The sequence below is a fragment of the Microbacterium sp. EB106-03-03-XG65 genome (assembly GCF_058791955.1).
Genome location: NZ_JBYTEB010000001.1, coordinates 1,513,093 through 1,531,290, shown reverse-complemented (window position 1 = coordinate 1,531,290; position 18,198 = coordinate 1,513,093). Strand labels below are relative to the sequence as shown.

15 protein-coding genes are annotated in these 18,198 nt (G+C 68.8%); 8 read left to right on the top strand and 7 right to left on the bottom strand.

Going from position 1 to position 18,198, the window contains the following annotated elements; genetic code table 11:
- The first annotated feature begins 2 nt into the window (after positions 1–2).
- Positions 3–1,526: an ATP-dependent DNA ligase gene (locus AC3WS6_RS07155; RefSeq protein WP_492500353.1), complete on the top strand. Its 1,524-nt coding sequence runs from the start codon at positions 3–5 to the stop codon at positions 1,524–1,526.
- Positions 1,527–1,542: 16 nt separating this feature from the next.
- Here AC3WS6_RS07155 and AC3WS6_RS07150 read toward each other — a convergent pair whose 3' ends face one another.
- Genes AC3WS6_RS07150 through AC3WS6_RS07135 form a run of 4 tightly spaced genes read right to left on the bottom strand, consistent with a single transcriptional unit; the run spans position 1,543 to position 5,541 of the window.
- On the bottom strand, positions 1,543–2,052 hold the full coding sequence (locus AC3WS6_RS07150; protein ID WP_053099026.1) for a phosphoribosyltransferase: 510 nt from the start codon (positions 2,050–2,052) through the stop codon (positions 1,543–1,545).
- Positions 2,053–2,099: 47 nt separating this feature from the next.
- Positions 2,100–2,945: a transglutaminase family protein gene (locus AC3WS6_RS07145; protein WP_492500352.1), complete on the bottom strand. Its 846-nt coding sequence runs from the start codon at positions 2,943–2,945 to the stop codon at positions 2,100–2,102.
- Complete coding sequence (locus tag AC3WS6_RS07140) at positions 2,942–3,868, bottom strand: alpha-E domain-containing protein (RefSeq protein ID WP_492500351.1); 927 nt, start codon at positions 3,866–3,868, stop codon at positions 2,942–2,944. Before AC3WS6_RS07140 ends, AC3WS6_RS07145 begins: the two co-directional genes overlap by 4 nt.
- The gene (locus AC3WS6_RS07135; RefSeq protein ID WP_492500350.1) at positions 3,862–5,541 is read right to left on the bottom strand and encodes a circularly permuted type 2 ATP-grasp protein; all 1,680 of its coding nucleotides are present in this window, start codon (positions 5,539–5,541) and stop codon (positions 3,862–3,864) included. The genes AC3WS6_RS07140 and AC3WS6_RS07135 overlap by 7 nt, the downstream gene beginning before the upstream one ends.
- Positions 5,542–5,746: 205 nt before the next feature.
- Here AC3WS6_RS07135 and AC3WS6_RS07130 point away from each other — a divergent pair, with 205 nt between their 5' ends.
- Complete coding sequence (locus AC3WS6_RS07130) at positions 5,747–7,513, top strand: thiamine pyrophosphate-binding protein (RefSeq protein ID WP_492500349.1); 1,767 nt, start codon at positions 5,747–5,749, stop codon at positions 7,511–7,513.
- Positions 7,514–7,540: 27 nt separating this feature from the next.
- Positions 7,541–8,395: a PhzF family phenazine biosynthesis protein gene (locus tag AC3WS6_RS07125; RefSeq protein ID WP_492500348.1), complete on the top strand. Its 855-nt coding sequence runs from the start codon at positions 7,541–7,543 to the stop codon at positions 8,393–8,395.
- Between the two features lie 27 nt (positions 8,396–8,422).
- On the opposite strand, the gene AC3WS6_RS07120 is transcribed toward AC3WS6_RS07125, so the two are convergent.
- On the bottom strand, positions 8,423–8,803 hold the full coding sequence (locus AC3WS6_RS07120) for a VOC family protein (protein WP_492500347.1): 381 nt from the start codon (positions 8,801–8,803) through the stop codon (positions 8,423–8,425).
- A gap of 255 nt (positions 8,804–9,058) precedes the next feature.
- Positions 9,059–10,930 (bottom strand): FAD-dependent monooxygenase, encoded by a 1,872-nt coding sequence (locus AC3WS6_RS07115; RefSeq protein WP_492500346.1) that lies wholly within the window; start codon positions 10,928–10,930, stop codon positions 9,059–9,061.
- 132 nt (positions 10,931–11,062) lie between these two features.
- Between AC3WS6_RS07115 and AC3WS6_RS07110 the strand changes: the two genes are divergently transcribed.
- On the top strand, positions 11,063–11,764 hold the full coding sequence (locus AC3WS6_RS07110) for an IclR family transcriptional regulator (protein ID WP_492500345.1): 702 nt from the start codon (positions 11,063–11,065) through the stop codon (positions 11,762–11,764).
- 72 nt (positions 11,765–11,836) lie between these two features.
- Here the strand turns inward: AC3WS6_RS07110 and AC3WS6_RS07105 are convergent, their stop codons facing one another.
- Positions 11,837–13,216 (bottom strand): MFS transporter, encoded by a 1,380-nt coding sequence (locus AC3WS6_RS07105; protein ID WP_492500344.1) that lies wholly within the window; start codon positions 13,214–13,216, stop codon positions 11,837–11,839.
- An 88-nt stretch (positions 13,217–13,304) separates the two neighbouring features.
- Here AC3WS6_RS07105 and AC3WS6_RS07100 point away from each other — a divergent pair, with 88 nt between their 5' ends.
- The 4 genes from AC3WS6_RS07100 to hpaD are packed head-to-tail and all read left to right on the top strand — an operon-like array spanning position 13,305 to position 18,154.
- On the top strand, positions 13,305–14,828 hold the full coding sequence (locus tag AC3WS6_RS07100) for a fumarylacetoacetate hydrolase family protein (protein WP_492500343.1): 1,524 nt from the start codon (positions 13,305–13,307) through the stop codon (positions 14,826–14,828).
- On the top strand, positions 14,825–15,511 hold the full coding sequence (locus AC3WS6_RS07095) for a GntR family transcriptional regulator (RefSeq protein ID WP_492500342.1): 687 nt from the start codon (positions 14,825–14,827) through the stop codon (positions 15,509–15,511). The genes AC3WS6_RS07100 and AC3WS6_RS07095 overlap by 4 nt, the downstream gene beginning before the upstream one ends.
- Positions 15,508–17,004 carry a 5-carboxymethyl-2-hydroxymuconate semialdehyde dehydrogenase gene (hpaE, locus tag AC3WS6_RS07090; RefSeq protein WP_492500341.1) on the top strand — a complete coding sequence of 499 codons (1,497 nt, stop codon included), beginning with the start codon at positions 15,508–15,510 and terminating at the stop codon, positions 17,002–17,004. Before AC3WS6_RS07095 ends, hpaE begins: the two co-directional genes overlap by 4 nt.
- 13 nt (positions 17,005–17,017) lie before the next feature.
- A complete protein-coding gene (hpaD, locus tag AC3WS6_RS07085) occupies positions 17,018–18,154 on the top strand; it encodes a 3,4-dihydroxyphenylacetate 2,3-dioxygenase (protein WP_492500340.1) in 1,137 nt (378 codons plus the stop codon).
- The last annotated feature ends 44 nt before the right edge of the window (positions 18,155–18,198 follow it).

Genomic DNA, 18,198 nt, shown 5'->3' with positions numbered 1-18,198 from the left:
GCATGTTGCTCTCGGAGCTCGTCTCCACCGCCGAAGAGGTCACCGCCACCGCGTCGCGTCTGGCGAAGATCGATGCCCTCGCACGGTTGCTGGCGCGCGCCGACGCCGACGACGTGCCCGCCCTCGTCGGGCTGCTCCTCGCGACGCCGCGACAGGGGCGCCTCGGCGTGGGCTGGCGTGGCGTGGCTGCGCTCGACGTGCAGCACGCCGACGAGCCTTCGCTGTCGATCGGCGATGTCGATGATGCGTTCGAGACGCTGACCGGCTCGTCCGGGTCGGGTTCGGCGGCCGCACGTGCGGCGATTCTGTCGGCGCTCGCGTCTCGAGCCACGGCTTCCGAGTGGGACTTCCTCTCGCGCGCCATGCTGGGCGAGTTGCGCACGGGCGCGCTCGGCGGTGTGCTGCTCGACGCCATCGCTCGCGCGGCCGATCGGCCGGCGGCTTCGGTCCGACGGGCCGCGATGCTCTCGGGCGATCTGGGCGAGACCGCCGTGCTCGCTCTCACCGGCACGGAAGGCGAACTCGATGCAGTCGGCCTGGTGGTCGGTCGCCCCGTGCTGCCGATGCTCGCATCGACCGCAGCAACCCCGACCGCCGCGCTCGAGATCACCGGCACCGCATCCGTCGAGTACAAGCTCGACGGCGCGCGCATCCAGGTGCATCGCCGTGGCGATGACGTGAGCGTCTACACCCGCAGCCTCGCCGACATCACCCACCGGGTGCCCGAGATCGTCGAGATCGTGCGCGCGCTTCCCGCTGACGATCTGATCCTCGATGGCGAGACGCTGTCGCTCGACGAAGACGGCGGCCCTCGGCCGTTCCAGCAGACGATGTCGCGGTTCGGGGCCGATGTCGCGCGTGAGCTCGTGCTGCGCCCCTGGTTCTTCGACATCCTGCACGTCGACGGACGCGATCTGCTCGACGAGCCCCTGTCCACCCGCCTGGGTGAACTCGAGAGGGTGGTCGGCGAGTGGCGGATGCCGGGCATCGTCACCGACGACGCCGAGGCCGCCGAGCAGCTGTCGCGTGAGGCGCTCGCGGCTGGCCACGAGGGAGTGCTCGTCAAAGGGATCGACGCACCCTACTCCGCCGGGCGCCGCGGAAAGTCCTGGGTCAAGGTCAAGCCCGTGCTCACCTACGACCTGGTCGTGCTCGCGGCCGAATGGGGTTCGGGTCGGCGCCAGGGCCTGCTGTCGAACCTGCACCTCGGCGCGCTCGACCCCGACGGGGAGTTCGGCGAACCCGGCGGCCTGGTGATGGTCGGCAAGACGTTCAAAGGCCTCACCGACGAGCTCCTGCGCTGGCAGACCGAGCAGTTCCCGCCACTCGAGACGCGCCGCACCCAGAGCACGGTGTTCTTGCGTCCCGAGTTCGTGGTCGAGATCGCGATCGACGGGGTGCAGCGCTCGCCTCGATACCCCGGGGGCATCGCCCTGCGGTTCGCCAGGGTCAAGGGCTATCGATCAGACAAGACCCCTGCCGAGGCCGACACGATCCAGACTCTGCGGGCGCTGCTGCGGGGCTGATCGCCCACGCAGGGGGTCACGCCGACGGTGCGAGACCCAGATCCTCTTCGCGCACCGTGCCCTGGAACGACCAGGGGAAGTTGATCCACAGGTCGGTGTCCTTCCACGCGTAGTCGGGCTGGATGATCGTCGACGGCTTGGTGTAGATCGTGACCGAGCGCACGTCGGCACCCTTGTCCTTCAACAGCTGCACGGCGAGGGCGAGCGTGCGACCCGAGTCGGCGACATCATCGACCAGCAGCACGCGTCGACCGTCGAGGTACGCCATGTCGAGTTCGGGCGGCAGCACCTCCGGCGCATCGAGCACCGTGCCGATGCCCGTGTAGAACTCGACGTTGATCGCACCGCAGTTCTTCGCTCCGAGACCGTAGGCGATGGCACCGGCCGGCAGCAGACCGCCCCGCGCGATCGCGACCACGACCTCGGGCATGAAGCCGCTGTCGAGAATCCTGCGCGCGAGGTCTCGCGTCGCCGATCCGAAGCCGTCCCAGGTGAGCGTCTCGCGCTCGATCGATGCATCCGTCATCGTCTCATTCTCCTGCACCACCGCCGCGTTCCGGCCACTCCGTCGCCTCAGCCGAGGCGCGTGACCTCGACCGAGACGAACAGCTCGGAGGCACTCGGTCCCGCGTACACCCCACGGAGCGGCGCGACATCGCCGTAGTCCCGCCCGTGGCCGACATAGACGTGCGATTCCCCGATCTCGACGAGGTTGGTCGGGTCGTACCCCCGCCACTCCCCCGAGTACCACTCCACCCAGGCATGCGACTCGCCTGTCACCGCTTGTCCGACCGCCGCCGTCGGGTCGGGGTGCAGGTACCCCGAGACGTAGCGCGCCGGAATGCCGGCCGCCCGCAGCACGCCCAGCGCCACATGCGCGATGTCCTGACAGACACCGGATCGCGTGGGCCAGGCGTCGCGAGCGGTCGAGCCCACGCCGGTGACTCCGCTCCGATACTCCATGGCCTCACCGACCGTGCGGCAGATCTCGAGGGCGGTCTCGTCGACATCGCCGCCCGCCGCCTCGATGCGCAGGGCGAGGTCGCGCATCTCCTCGTCGGGGGCGGTGGCCGGAGTCTGAGCGACGCACTCGGCCAACTCGAGCGACTGGGGTATCCGGGCGGCGAGCTCGTCCCAGTCGATCCCCGTGGTTCCCGACGGCAGAGGCCGCACATCGACCACGCTCGTCGCCGTCACCGAGAGCATCTGGTGCGGGGTCAGCAGCTCGAACGTCGAGACGCGCGTGTGCCAGTAGTCGATGTACGAGTGCTGGGTCGCCGTGGGCGAGATGTCGAGTGTGGCCTGCAGCACGAACTGTCCGTCTCGCGAGTGCGGCAGCATCCGGGCCTCGTTGTACGAGGCCGTCGCCGGCTGCTCGTAGCGGAAGCCGGTGCGGTGCACGATCTTGAGTCGACTCACAGCGCCTCTCCGATCCACACCGGCATCGCGATCGAGGGGAAGTACCGCTCCCTGATCGCATCGCTCGCCACCGACATCCCCACCTGGACCTCCTCCATGCTCTCCGACAGGCGGTGCACGGTGTCACCGATCGGCCGGTACTCGAGTTCCGACCTCATCCGGCCGAGCACACGGTGGGCGCGATCGGGCGTACCGAACGCGCCCGCGGGGTCGATGCCGCGCAGGCACTCCTCCGCCTGCAGGATGCTCGACAGGATCGACCGGGGAAAGAGCCGGTCGACGAGCAGGAATTCCACCGCCGAGGCTCCCGTGGGCACGGCTCGATGGCTCCGCAGATGCGCCTCGTACGCACCGCAGCTGCGCAACAGCGTCGTCCAGCTCGGACCACCCGCCTCGGTCAGCGACCTCGTCGCCAGCAGCCGAGCCGTCATGTCGGCGCGCTCTATCGAACGTCCGAGCACGAAGAAGTGCCACGCTTCATCCCTGCTCGTCGACGAGTCGACGACCCCGAAGGCCAGCGCTGACCGGTCTCGCACCCACCGGAAGAACGGGTGCGTCTTGTCCGATGCGATGCGCCGCGGCATCCGCGCGTTCGACTCGTTCAGCGTCTCCCAGAGATCGGTGGAGATGATCTCGCGTGCCCGACGAGCGTTCTCCCTCGCAGAAGCGATCGAGTGGGCGATCGAGGCGGAATGCTCCCGATCGAGAGCGAGCAGTCGCACCACGTCGTCGCGGCTCAGCACCGCGTCGTCGTCGACAGCCGTTCCCATGACCGAGAGGAGCGCCCGGCACGCCGTGTCCTCGTCGACCCAGGGGTCCTCCAGAAGCAGCTGCAGGTGCACGTCGAGGATGCGTGCCGTGCCGTCGGCCCGCTCGACGTAACGGCCGATCCAGAAAAGCGCCTCGGCGATGCGGCTCAGCATGTCGCACCGCCCTGCTGCTGTTGCTGCTGTTGCTGCTGGTGATGACGCAGCTCGACGTCCTCGTCCTGCGGCGAGGAGAGGAACGGCTGATGCGGCTCGTCGCGCGTCGGTGAGACGATCGAGATCGCGCCGGTGGCGAGCGACACCTCGTCGGCCGCGGGGTCGTGCTCTGCCGACACGGTCGCGGTCGGACCCGTGAGCAGAGACGGATCCAGCACCCAGGTGTCCTTCGATCCGCCGCCCTGGCTCGAGTTGACCACGAGCTGCCCTTCGGGGAGCGCCACCCGCGTGAGTCCGCCCGGCAGCACCCAGATGTCCTCCCCGTCGTTGACCGCGAACGGCCGCAGGTCGACGTGCCGAGGCCGGAAGCCGTCGTCGACGAGTGTGGGGATCGTCGAGAGCTGCACGACGGGCTGTGCGATCCACCCGCGCGGATCCGCCTGCAGAGTCCTACGCAGCTCCTCCAGAGTCGCGCGCGACGCGTCCGGCCCGACCACCAGACCCTTTCCCCCAGATCCGTCGACAGGCTTCACGACGAGCTCGTCGAGCCGGTCCAGAACCTCCTCCAGCGCATCCGGTTCCTCGAGACGCCAGGTGTCGACGTTCGGGATCTTCGGTTCCTCGCCGAGGTAATAGCGGATCAGGTCAGGCACGTACGTGTAGACGAGCTTGTCGTCGGCGACGCCGTTCCCGACCGCATTCGCGAGAGTGACGTTTCCCAGGCGCGCGGCGAGCATGAGGCCCGGGGCGCCGAGAACCGAGTCCGGACGGAACTGCTGAGGGTCGAGGAACTCGTCATCGACCCGTCGATAGATCACATCGACGCGGGTCGGTCCGGCCGTCGTGTGCATCCACACTCGCCCGCCCGAGCAGAAGAGATCCCGCCCCTCCACGAGCTCGATGCCCATCATGCGCGCCAGCAGCGTGTGCTCGTAATAGGCGGAGTTGTGCACTCCCGGTGTCAGCACCACCACGGTCGGGTCATCGACGCCCGCAGGTGCCGCAGCGCGCAGCGCCTGCAGCAGATGCCCGGGGTAGTCGACCACCGGGCGCACGCGCAGGCTCGTGAACAGCTCGGGAAGTGTCTGGGCCATCACCCGCCTGTTCGCCAGCACGTAGCTGACGCCGCTCGGGACGCGCACGTTGTCTTCGAGCACCCGCCACGATCCGAGCTCGTCGCGGATGAGGTCGATGCCCGCCACGTGGATGCGTACGCCGTTCGCCCCCACGATCCCCGCAGCCTGACGATGGAAGTGCGAGGACGAACTGATCAGGGCAGCCGGGATCACGCCGTCCTGCACCGCGAGCTGCGGTCCGTACACGTCGGCGAGGAAGGCCTCGAGAGCGCGCACGCGCTGCTTCACGCCCGCCTCGACGAACGTCCAGTCGTCGGCGGCGATCACCCGCGGAACCACGTCGAGCGGGAACGGCCGCTCCTCACCCGCGAAGTCGAAGGTCACCCCCTGTGCGAGGTAGGAGCTGGCGAGAGCATCCGTCCGCGCGCGCAGCTCGGCGTCGTCCATGCGCGCGAGCGCCGGATACATCTCCCGATAAGGAAGACGCACGCCGGCACCGCCGGGTTCCGCGTCTGCGGGGAACATCTCATCCCACGGCGCGGCCCCCGCGTGCTGCGGCGACCGACGCGAGGCGTATCCGTTGAACAGCGACTCCATGTCCGCATGTTTCCCTGTCACCGTTTCGGTCGTGTTACGCGCACGAGACGGAGCCGCGACGGGGACCGCGACTGTAGGATCTACTCGTCCGGCGCTCTCTGCCGCCGGTGCCTGAAAAAGAGGCACGAAGCTCCCCGCGACGCCGCGGGGGCGAGACACATACGGAATACGAACGTTCTCCGTCCCTGTCTCGAAAGGCTCGTCCATGCCCTCTGTCTCCGCGCATGTCGCACTCACCCTCGCCCAGCACATCGACGCCGTCTTCGGCGTCATGGGCAACGGCAACGCCTACTTCCTCGACGCGATCGAGACGCAGACGGATGCTGTCTTCACCGCCGTCCGTCACGAGCAGGGCGCGGTCGTGGCCGCCGACGCGCACTTCCGCGCCTCCGGTCGGATCGCCGCCGGCACCTCGACCTACGGCGCCGGCTTCACGAACACCCTCACGGCGCTCGCCGAGGCAGTGCAGGCCCACGTGCCCCTCGTGCTCGTGGTGGGCGATGAGCCGACCTCGGGCCCCCGCCCGTGGGACGTCGACCAGATCGCCCTGGCGTCGGCCGTGGGAGCCCGCACCTACACGGTCGGGCATGAGGATGCCGCAGCCACCACCGTGATCGCGATCGAGCACGCTCTGACGTACCGCGTGCCCGTCGTGCTGGCCATTCCGTACGACGTCGCGTCGCGCGAGGCCGGCCCGGTGCCCGAGGCTCCGCTTCCGCGCACCCCCGCGCCTCTCGCGCCGCGCGGCGCGTTCGCCGAAGCGACACTCGATGCGATCGCCCACGCGCTCCGCGGGGCAGCACGCCCCTTCCTGCTGGCGGGCCGCGGTGCCTGGCTCGCGGGGGCCGGCGCAGCGCTCGGCGAGCTGGCATCCTTGACGGGCGCTCTCACGGCCTCTTCGGCGCTCGGTCACGGTGTCTTCCCGGAGACCCGCTTCGACCTCGGTGTCACGGGAGGGTTCGGGGCCGACGGCGCCATGGAGCTCGTGCGCACCGCCGACGTCGCTGTCGTGTTCGGAGCCTCGCTGAATCAGTTCACGATGCGATTCGGAGAGCTGTTCGCGCCGGGCACCCGGGTCTTCCAGATCGACATCGCCCCCGCAGCCACGCATCCGCATGTCGGCGGCTTCGTGCGTGCGGATGCCCGCCTGGCGGCAGAGGAGCTGGTCGCCCGGCTCGGGTCTGCCTCCGCCTCTGGTCACGACATCACCTCTGCTCTTGCCGAGCACAGCTTCGGAGCTGAAGCACGACCCGCCGAGAGGTCGGGACTCGCGGACGGCGCGTCGCGCCCGGGATCCGAAACTGTGCCCGCGACGCCGTGGCGCGAGACGGTCGATGTCGCCGCGGCACGCACGTACGACGAGGGCGACGACCTCGCCCCCGACGGACGCCTCGACCCGCGCTCGGCCGCGCGCCGCATCGCCGAGCTACTGCCGAGCGACCGCGTCGTCGTGTCCGACGGCGGCCACTTCATCGGCTGGGCGAACATGTATTGGCCGGTGGAGGCACCCGACCGGATGATGATGGTCGGCACCGCCTTCCAGTCGATCGGCCAGGGCTGGCCGAGTGTCGTGGGCGCTGCCCTCGCCCGCCGCGACTCGACCGTCGTCCTCACCTCCGGAGACGGCGGCGGTCTGATGGCGATCGCCGACCTCGAGTCGGCCGTGCGTGCGGCAGCGGGTCGTGGAATCGCCGTGATCTGGAACGACGCGGCGTACGGCGCCGAGGTCAACCTCTACGGACTCAAGGGGCTCGCCGAGGGCCCGATGCGCATCCCCGAGGTCGACTTCGCGGCGTTCGGCGCCGCGGTGGGCGCGGAGGGCGTCGTCGTGAAGACGCTCGCCGACCTCGATCGGCTCGCCACGTGGACGCAGGAGGATGCCGCGACGCGGCGCTTCCTGCTGCTCGACCTGCGCATCTCGGGTGACGTCATCGCGCCGTACCAGCAGGAGATCATCCGCGTGAATTCCTGAGCGTGCGGGGTCGCTAGGCTCCTCGTCATGAGCGACGATCCCGGTGTCCTGAGATATAGCGCCTTCGCGGCCGCCCCCGACGGTGGCAACCCGGCGGGAGTCGTGCTCGACGCCTCCGCGCTGAGCGACGAGCAGATGCAGCGGATCGCCGCCGAGATCGGGTTCTCCGAGACCGCCTTCCTCGTGGGCCGCACCGTCGAAGACGGGGTCGCCGGGTATCGGGCGCGATACTGGTCGCCCGCCGCCGAGGTGCCGTTCTGCGGGCACGCGACCGTCGCGACGGCGGTCGCCCTGGCGGAGCGGGACGGGCCGGGAGACGTCGTGTTCGACACGAACGCGGGTGCGGTCGCGCTCCGCTCGACGGTGGACCGTGACGGCGCAGTGACCGTGTCGTTCACCAGCGTCGAACCTGAGGTGCGCGATCTCGACTCCGAGGTGCTCGACCGGTTGCTCACGCTGCTCGGACTCACCACCGCAGATCTCGACGAGCGCTTCCCTCCGAAAGAGGCGTTCGCGGGCAACTGGCATCCGATCGTCGTGCTCCGCGATCGCGAGCTGTTCGATCAGTTCCGCTTCGCGCCCACAGAGGTCGCCACGCTCATGCGTGCGCAGGGGTGGCTCGGCACCGTGACGGTGCTGCACGCTGCGGGCCCGACGGACTTCGACGCACGCAATCTCTTCCCCGTCGGTCGCATCGCCGAAGACCCGGCGACAGGTTCTGCCGCCGCATCCGTCGGCGCGTACCTGCGCGATATCGGCGACCCGGCGACGAGCATCCGCATCCATCAGGGCGCGCACGTGCGCCGTCCGAGCCTGCTCACCGTGACGATCCCGCCGACCGGTGGCATCGACGTCTCCGGCGGGGCATCTCGTCTGACGTGAGCCCGACGACGTCTAGATCACAGGATGTCAGGCCTGCGCGCTGTAGTCCGGCAGCTCCTGCAGCGTCCAGGTGTTGCCGTCGGGGTCGTCGAACCAGACGAAGCGACCCCAGCCCAGCTCTTCGACACCCTTCGTCGGCACTCCCGCAGCCTCGAGCTGCGCTTTCGCCTCGTCGGCGTTCGGCACCACCACCTGGATGGTCTTCTGTTGGCCCGGCTCGAGAGGAATCTCGAGCCCCGTGCCGAAAGCGATCGAGCAGGCCGATCCCGGCGGTGTCATCTGTACGAACCTCAGGCCCTCATAGGGCACCTGATCATGGTCGGGGTTGAATCCGATCTTCGTGTAGAACTCCTTCGAGCGGTCGACGTCGGTCACCGGCATGAAGATGAGCTCGATCTTCCAGGTCATCACGCACTCCTCGTGTGGGCATCGGCGCCCATCGGCCCTCAGGCTACGCGGGGCCTCCGACACCCGCCAGAGGGGTCTCTCAACCGCAGCAGTCCCGCCTCGCGCGGTCATGGATGCACACCGGTTGAGGCGGAGAAATCGCCCCCGGGAGGAGCGACGACGTGAATTTCTCCTCCCGTTGGCGAGATCTCCTCCCGAACGCGCGACCCCGAACGGGCGAGCCACAGCCCGGCGTCGCAGACCCCGGGGACGGACTCAGGATGCCGGCAGCAGCGCCCCGTCGAAGAACGCCGCGAGCTCGTCCGTCGCGTCGAGCGGGAAGATCGCGGCGACGTACTGATCGGGCCGCACCACCACGACCACACCGTCGCGCGACAGCTCCCGTGCCTCGAAGATGTCGGTCTCGGTCCACTTCGATGGACCAGCCGCGTACACCTTCTCCCAGTCGGTGAGCCCGAGTGGACCGGTCTTCGGCTGGAACAGAGCCGGCGCGGAGGTCACCTCGACCTCCTCGTGCGGCTGCTGGTAGATCGCCTTGACGTCGAAGACACTGTCCGCGTCGGCATCCGCAGGGGTGAACCGGGCGAAGACCGGGGCCGCCGACTCGGCCCACGCGTCGAGCGTCGCGGCGTCCCGACCCGCGAACGCATAGACGCGCCACCGCCCGTCCGCCTTGGCATGGTGCCCCAGGTGGATCGCGTTGCCGTCGCCCACTCGCACCACCTCTGCCGACTTGAAGCGCTTCCCCAGGGGGAAGCCGCCCGCGAGCTCCTGGTGCGCGTCCGATCCGGTGATCATCGACGCCGTGTACTGCGTCATGAACCCGGAGGGGAACTCCGCCGTCGCCAGGTAGTAGGTCGCGAGGTCCGTGGGGTCGGTGATCTCCGAGGGCTTGCGGGCCATCAGCGTCGACCACTCGCGGTCGAAATCGATGAGCTGCTGCGCGACGGGTCGACGCTCGGCGCCGTAGGTGGCGAGCAGCGCCTCGGGTGCCCGACCGGAGAGCACCGATCCGAGCTTCCATCCGAGGTTGAACCCGTCCTGCATCGACACGTTCATGCCCTGGCCCGCCTTGGCGCTGTGCGTGTGGCAGGCGTCTCCCGTGAGGAACACGTGCGGCGTGCGACCCGACCCGTCGATCACGTCGTCGAATCCATCGGTGACCCGGTGACCGACCTCGTAGACGCTGTGCCACGCGACCTCCTTCACGTCGAGCGTGTAGGGGCTGAGGATCGCGTTCGCCTTGGCGATGATGTCGTCGATGGGGGTCTGGCGCACGCGGTGATCGTCGTCTTCGGCGACCTCGCCGAGGTCGATGTACATCCGGCTGAGGTAGCCGCCCTCCCGTGGGATGTGCAGGATGTTGCCCGCCTCCGAGTTGATGGCGCACTTGGTGCGCCAGTCGGGGAAGTCGGTGTTGACCAGCACGTCCATGACACCCCAGGCATGCGCCGCGCTGCCGCCGACGTGCGTACGACCGATCGCCTGACGCACACCGCTGCGCGCACCGTCGCAGCCGACGACGTACTTCGCGCGGATCGTGCGCTCTTCACCCGCTCGCCCTCCCGCGACGTATCGCAGCGAGACCTCGACCGGGTACTCGCCGTCGTCGTGCGCCGTGAGCCCTGTGAACTCGATGCCGTAGTCGGGCACGATGCGGCCCGGCCCGTTCGCCGCCGCTTCGGCGAAGTAGTCGAGCACGCGTGCCTGATTGACGATCAGGTGCGGGAACTCGCAGATGTCGTAGGCATAGTCGGCGGTGCGCGAGGTGCGGACGATCTCGTCGGGCTTCTCGGGGTTCGGACCCCAGAAGTTCATCCACCCGATGTTGTACGCCTCGGCGATGATCCGCTCCGCGAATCCGAAGGCCTGGAAGGTCTCGACGCTGCGGGGCTGGATGCCGTCGGCCTGCCCGAGCACCAGACGACCCTCGCGCTTCTCGACGATGCGCGTGGAGATCTCGGGGTACTGCGACAGCTGCGCCGCGAGCAGCATGCCGGCCGGGCCCGAACCGACGATCAGGACATCGATCTCGTCGGGGAGGTCTGCGGGCCGGTCGAGGCCGATCCCCGCGGCGTCCTTCACGCGGGGGTCTCCGGAGACATAGCCGTGGTGGTGGAACTGCATCGTCGTCGATTCCTTCCGGACTTCTCTGTCAGGTGTTGCCTTCGAACGTTGCGTGTTCTATATTCGAACACGACGTTCTACTATTGAACACAGCTTAGGGACGCTCGCGTCGAATCGCAAGGGAGCACACGCATGCCCGACGGCACTCCGGCCTCGCAGACGCTGAGCCGCGGCATCCGGATCCTCGAGGTCCTCGCCGACGCACGGACCCCCCTGACGATCGACGAGATCGCCGCACGACTCGACGTGCATCGCTCGGTCGCATACCGCCTGCTGCGCACGCTGGAAGATCATCGACTCATCGGGAGGGACTCCTCGGGCGCCGTGATCCTGGGCCCGCGCATGGCGGCGCTCGCAGCGGGCGTGGCACACGATCTGCAGGCCGAGGCGATCCCCGAGCTGACCGCGATCGCCAACGAGCTCGGCATGACCTGCTTCCTCGGCGTGCTCGACGGAGACGACTGCATCACACTCGCGAGCATCGAACCTCGCCATGCGATCGCCAGCGTCGCACAGCGACCGGGCGCCAGGCACTCGGTCACGGTCGGAGCGCCGGGCAAGGCGATCCTCACGCAGCTCCCGGTGTCGCAGTGGCCGCGCGACGCACGGGCGGCCCTGCACGCAGAGGTCGACGAGGCGCGCACGCGCGGATATGCCACGAGCCACGATGAGGTCATCCCCACCGTGCGGGCGGTCGCCGTGCCGCTCGTGCTGCGGGGTCAGCGCCCCGCAGCCATCGCGGTCGTGCATGTCGCGGCGCACCTCGACGATGCCGAGATCGCGGAGCGCCTCACGCGATCCGCGTCGGCGATCCGCGAGGCCCTGGACGGCTGACCGTCAGCTGAACCGCGGATACGGAGAACGCACGCCCGCCAGGCGGACGTGCGTTCTCCGAGCGAGTGCCGGTCAGGCCCTGGCGAGTCCGCGGATCGGGCTCACGGACTGCTCCTCCTCGTGGTCGGGACCCAGCGGGATGCCCGAGCGATCACGCAGCAGCAGCGTCGCCACGAGGCCGAGCAGCGTCATGCCTGCGAGGTACCACGTGACGGCCTGCGTCGAGCCGGTGGCCTGCACGATCGCGGTCGCGATGGTCGGAGCGAAGGCGCCGCCGGCGATCGCACCGATCGCGTACGAGATCGAGACGCCCGAGAAGCGGATGCTGGCGGGGAAGAGCTCGGTGTAGAGAGCCGCCTGAGGTCCGTACGTGAAGCCGAGACCGATCGTCAGGATCGCGAGGCCCGCGAACAACAGACCGACCTGGCCGGTGTTCACCAGCGGGAACAGTGCGAAGACGCCGACGAGCTGCAGCACCCAGCCGATGATGTACGTGGTGCGGCGACCGATGCGGTCAGACAGCCACCCGGCGATGAGCGTCGTGATGAGCCACGTGACGGCAGAGCCGGTGACGGCCCAGAGCACGGGGCCGCGCTCGAGGCCGATCGGCCCCTCGGGGTTCGTGGCGTATCCCTGGATGTAGCCGCCCGTCGTCATATACCCGACCGCGTTGTTGCCCGCGAAGACGAGCGCGGCGACGATCACCAGCAGCAGGTGCTTGCGGAACAGCTGCACGATCGGCATGCTCGCCTTCTCCTTGCGCTCGGCGAGCTCGAGGAAGACCGGGCTCTCCTCGACCTTGCGGCGCACGTAGTAGCCGACCAGGATCAGCACGACGCTGAGCAGGAACGGGATGCGCCAGCCCCACTGGAGGAACTGGTCGCCCGGGGCGATCGCCGTCATCAGCGCCATCACTCCCGACGCGAGCAGCAGTCCGAGCGGCACACCGATCTGCGGTGAGGCGCCGAAGATCCCGCGCTTCTTCTTCGGGGCGTGCTCGACGGCCATCAGCACCGCGCCTCCCCACTCGCCTCCGGCCGAGATGCCCTGAAGGATGCGCAGCAGCACCAGCAGGATCGGCGCGGCGATCCCGATCGCGTCGTAGGTCGGCAGGACACCGATGAGCGCGGTGGCCGCCCCCATGAGGATCAGCGTCCACATCAGCACGGTCTTGCGACCGAGCTTGTCGCCGTAGTGCCCGGCGAGGAAGGCCCCGAGCGGGCGGAAGAGGAAGCTGACGCCGACCGTCGCGAACGCGACCAGCGCACTGTTGGCACCGAGCGGCTCGAAGAAGAGCTGCCCGAAGACCAGCCCGACGGCCGTGGCATAGATGAAGAAGTCGTACCACTCGACAGTGGTGCCGACGACTGTGGCGAACACGACTCGGCGCCGATCGGCCGGTGTCGCGATTGTTCCGGTGGGGGTGAACCCAGCCTGTGACTGCCCGCTCATGGGGTGTCTCCTTCTGATTGTGACCGCATTGTCACGGCTCGCGTACGAGGTGTGTCGAGTTGCTTGCCGGGGGGTGAGCCGATGATATATGATTTCGAATACGACGCACAAGGCGTCGCTGGAAAGCGCGAGGAGGCGCCCCGTGACGGCATCCATGACCCGCCCCGGAAAGATCATCGCGATCCACCTGAGCTACGCCTCCCGTGCCGATCAGCGCGGTCGGCGCCCCGCAGCCCCCTCCTACTTCTTCAAGCCGGCGAGTTCAGTCGCCGCAACGGGCGGCACCGTCGAGCGTCCCGCGGGCACCGAGCTGCTCGCCTTCGAGGGCGAGATCGCCCTCGTCATCGGCACCGCGGCCCGTCGAGTCTCGCTCCAGGACGCCTGGAGCCACGTCGGCTGGGTCACGGCCTCGAACGACCTCGGCCTCTATGACTTGCGCGCCAACGACAAGGGATCCAACGTGCGCTCCAAGGGCGGCGACGGCTACACGCCTCTCGGCCCCGAGCTGATCGACGCCCGCACGGTCGACCCCTCGGCCCTGCGCGTGCGCGCCTGGGTCAACGGCGAGCTGCGTCAGGACGACACGACCGCAGGTCTCATCTTCCCGCTCGCACAGCTGGTCGCCGACCTGTCTCAGCACTTCACTCTCGAGCCCGGCGACGTCATCCTCACCGGCACACCCGCCGGATCGTCGGTCATCGTGCCCGGCGACGTGGTCGAGATCGAGGTGGATGCTCCGCATGCCGAGGGCTCACCGTCGTCCGGTCGCCTCACCACCACCGTCACGCAGGGCGATGTTCCCTTCGACGGTGAGATCGGCTCCCTCCCCGCCGTCGACGACCTGCAGCGCGCCGAGGCGTGGGGCTCCCGCGAAGAAGCCGGTCTTCCCGCCGAGGCGAGCAAGCCGACGCTCTCCGCCGAGCTGCGCGCCAAGCTGATGGAGGCTCCGACCGCAGGCCTCTCGTCGCAGCTGCGCAAGCGCGGACACCACTCCTGCTTCATCGACGGCGTCTCTGCGAACATCCCTGGCAGCAAGATCGTCGGGACTGCCAAGACGCTGCGCTTCGTACCCTTCCGCGAAGACCTCTTCGCGAGCCACGGCGGCGGCTACAACGCGCAGAAGCGAGCGTTCGACGCGGTCGACGAGGGCGAGATCATCGTGATCGAGGCCCGCGGCGATGCGACGACCGGAACCCTCGGTGACATCCTCGCGCTCCGTGCGCGCGCCCGAGGCGCTGCCGGCGTCGTGACCGACGGCGGCGTGCGCGACTTCGACGCGGTCGCCGAGATCGGCCTTCCGGTCTTCTCGCAGGGCGCTCACCCCTCGGTGCTCGGGCGCAAGCACGTGCCATGGGAGGTCGATGTGACGATCTCGTGCGGCGGTGCAACGGTGCAGCCGGGTGACATCATCGTGGGCGACGGCGACGGCGTGATCGTGATCCCTCCCTCGCTCGCCGAGCAGATCGCCGACGATGCTCTCGCCCAGGAGGCGGAGGACGCCTGGATCGCCGAGCAGGTCGCGGCGGGCCACCCCGTCGACGGGCTGTTCCCGCTCGACGCCGAATGGCGTAAGAAGTACGAAGCCGCCACAGGCGCGGGTGCAGGGTCATGACGGCCGTCTCGAACTCGAGCAAGTCCGAGCAGGCGTACGCCTGGATCCGCTCGCGGATCTCGGGACACACCTTCGGGCCCGGCTACCGTCTGGTGCTCGGGTCCTTGGCCGAGGAGCTCGGCATGAGCGTCGTGCCGGTGCGGGAAGCGATCCGTCGGCTCGAGGCCGAGGGGCTCGTGACGTTCGAGCGCAACGTCGGAGCCCGAGTCACGCTCGTCGATGAGAGCGAGTACGCGCACACCATGCAGACGCTCGGGCTGGTCGAGGGCGCAGCGACCGCGCTCTCCGCTCCCCTGCTCGATGACCGGATGCTCGACGCCGCAGAAGCCGTCAACGAGCGGATGATCCAGATGCTCGGCCATCTCGACGCCCACGCGTTCACCGAGCTCAACCGGCAGTTCCATTCGCTGCTGTTCGAGCCCTGCCCGAACCCGCATCTGCTCGACCTCGTGCACCGCGGCTGGGCCCGACTCTCGGGCATCCGCGATTCGACCTTCGCCTACGTGCCCGGCCGCGCTCAGCATTCGGTCGAGGAGCACACGCAGATCCTCGAGCTGATCCGCGCGGGGGCCGACCCGCTCGAGATCGAGCTCGCCGCCCGCAACCACCGCCTGCGCACGAGGGATGCCTTCCTCGACGCGCTGCACACCCGTTCCCAGACCGCGTCAGGAGACCTGTCATGACCGATTCCCGCATTCCCGCGGACCTGCCCGATCACATCCAGCACTACATCGACGGCGCATTCGTCGACTCGGTCGACGGCGACACGTTCGATGTGCTCGACCCGGTGACGAACAAGACGTACACCACCGCCGCCGCGGGCAAGAAGGCCGACATCGAGCTCGCCGTCGCCGCCGCGAAGCGCGCGTTCGCCGAGGGTCCCTGGCCCCGGATGCTCCCCCGCGAGCGTTCCCGCGTGCTGCACCGGATCGCCGACATCGTCGAGTCGCGCGACGCCCGCCTCGCCGAGCTCGAATCGTACGACTCCGGCCTGCCGATCACCCAGGCTCTCGGACAGGCCCGCCGCGCGGCCGAGAACTTCCGCTTCTTCGCCGACCTGATCGTCGCGCAGTCCGATGACGCCTTCAAGGTTCCGGGCAAGCAGATGAACTACGTCAACCGCAAGCCGATCGGCGTCGCGGGCCTCATCACGCCGTGGAACACGCCGTTCATGCTCGAGTCGTGGAAGCTCGGCCCCGCGCTCGCGACCGGCAACACCGTCGTGCTCAAGCCAGCCGAGTTCACGCCGCTCTCGGCGTCGCTCTGGGCAGGCATCTTCGAGGAGGCCGGACTGCCCCAGGGCGTCTTCAACCTCGTGAACGGCCTCGGCGAAGACGCCGGAGACGCTCTCGTGAAGCACCCCGACGTGCCGCTCATCTCCTTCACGGGCGAGAGCTCGACCGGACAGCTGATCTTCGGCAACGCCGCGCCGTTCCTCAAGGGGCTCTCGATGGAGCTCGGCGGCAAGTCCCCCGCCGTCGTGTTCGCGGATGCCGATCTCGAGGCGGCAGTCGACGCCACGATCTTCGGAGTCTTCTCCCTCAACGGCGAGCGCTGCACCGCCGGCTCCCGCATCCTCGTCGAGCGCTCGATCTACGAGGAGTTCGTCGAGCGCTACGCCGCCCAGGCCGAGCGCGTCAAGGTCGGCTACCCGCACGACCCGGCCACCGAGGTGGGCGCCCTCGTGCACCCCGAGCACTACGACAAGGTGATGAGCTACGTCGAGATCGGCAAGACCGAGGGCCGTCTGGTCGCCGGCGGCGGGCGCCCCGAGGGCTTCGACGAGGGCAACTTCGTCGCGCCGACCGTGTTCGCCGATGTCTCGCCCGATGCCCGCATCTTCCAGGAGGAGATCTTCGGTCCGGTCGTCGCGATCACGCCTTTCGACTCCGATGATGAGGCGCTCTCGCTCGCGAACAACACGAAGTACGGCCTCGCCGCCTACATCTGGACGAACGACCTGAAGCGCGCGCACAACTTCGCGCAGTCGGTCGAGGCCGGCATGGTGTGGCTGAACAGCAACAACGTGCGCGACCTCCGCACCCCGTTCGGCGGCGTCAAGGCCTCGGGCCTCGGCCACGAGGGCGGCTACCGCTCGATCGACTTCTACACCGACCAGCAGAGCGTGCATATCACGCTCGGCGGCGCGCACAACCCGACCTTCGGCAAGAACTGACCAGGGACCCGACATGACCGACAAGACTGCGAAGACGCTGACCTCCTCGGGCTACTACGTGAGCCAGGAGGCTCCGATCCAGACCGACAACCCCATCGCGACGCCCGAGAGCACGCCGCCCGACGTGCTGCGCTGCGCCTACATGGAGCTGGTCGTGACCGACCTCGCCGCCTCGCGGGTGTTCTACGTCGACGTCCTGGGGCTGTACGTCACCGAAGAGGACGACGAGGCGATCTATCTCCGCTCGACCGAGGAGTTCATCCACCACAACCTCGTGCTGCGCAAGGGACCGGTCGCCGCGGTCGCCGCGTTCTCATACCGCGTGCGCGACGCGTCGGACCTCGACCGGGCAGTGGAGTTCTACACCGAGCTCGGCTGCGACGTGCGGCGCAACCCCGAGGGCTTCGTGAAGGGCGTGGGCGACTCGGTGCGGGTCGTCGATCCGCTGGGCTTCCCGATCGAGTTCTTCCACCAGTCCGACCACGTCGAGCGCATGTCGTGGCGCTACGACCTGCACATCCCGGGCGAGCTCGTGCGTCTGGACCACTTCAACCAGGTCACCCCCGACGTGCCCCGCGCCGTCAAGTTCATGCAGGATCTCGGCTTCCGCGTCACGGAGGACATCCAGGACGACGAGGGCACCGTGTACGCCGCATGGATGCGTCGCAAGCCCACCGTGCACGACACCGCGATGACCGGCGGCGACGGCCCCCGCATGCACCACGTGTGCTTCGCGACGCACGAGAAGCACAACATCCTCGCGATCTGCGACAAGCTCGGTGCGCTCCGCCGGTCGGATGCGATCGAGCGCGGGCCGGGACGCCACGGCGTCTCGAACGCGTTCTACCTGTACCTGCGCGACCCCGACGGCCACCGCGTCGAGGTGTACACGCAGGACTACTACACGGGCGACCCTGACAACCCGGTCATCACCTGGGACGTGCACGACAACCAGCGCCGCGACTGGTGGGGCAACCCGGTCGTCCCCTCCTGGTACACCGAGGCCTCGCTCGTGCTCGATCTCGACGGCAACCCGCAGCCCGTCGTCGCGCGCACCGACAGCTCCGAGATGGCCGTCACGATCGGCGCCGACGGCTTCTCCTACACTCGGCCGGACGAGGGCGAGAAGAAGCTCGGCCACCAGCTCTGACGCACTTCGTGCCCGGTCGTTGAGCGAGGAGCGAAGCACCGAGA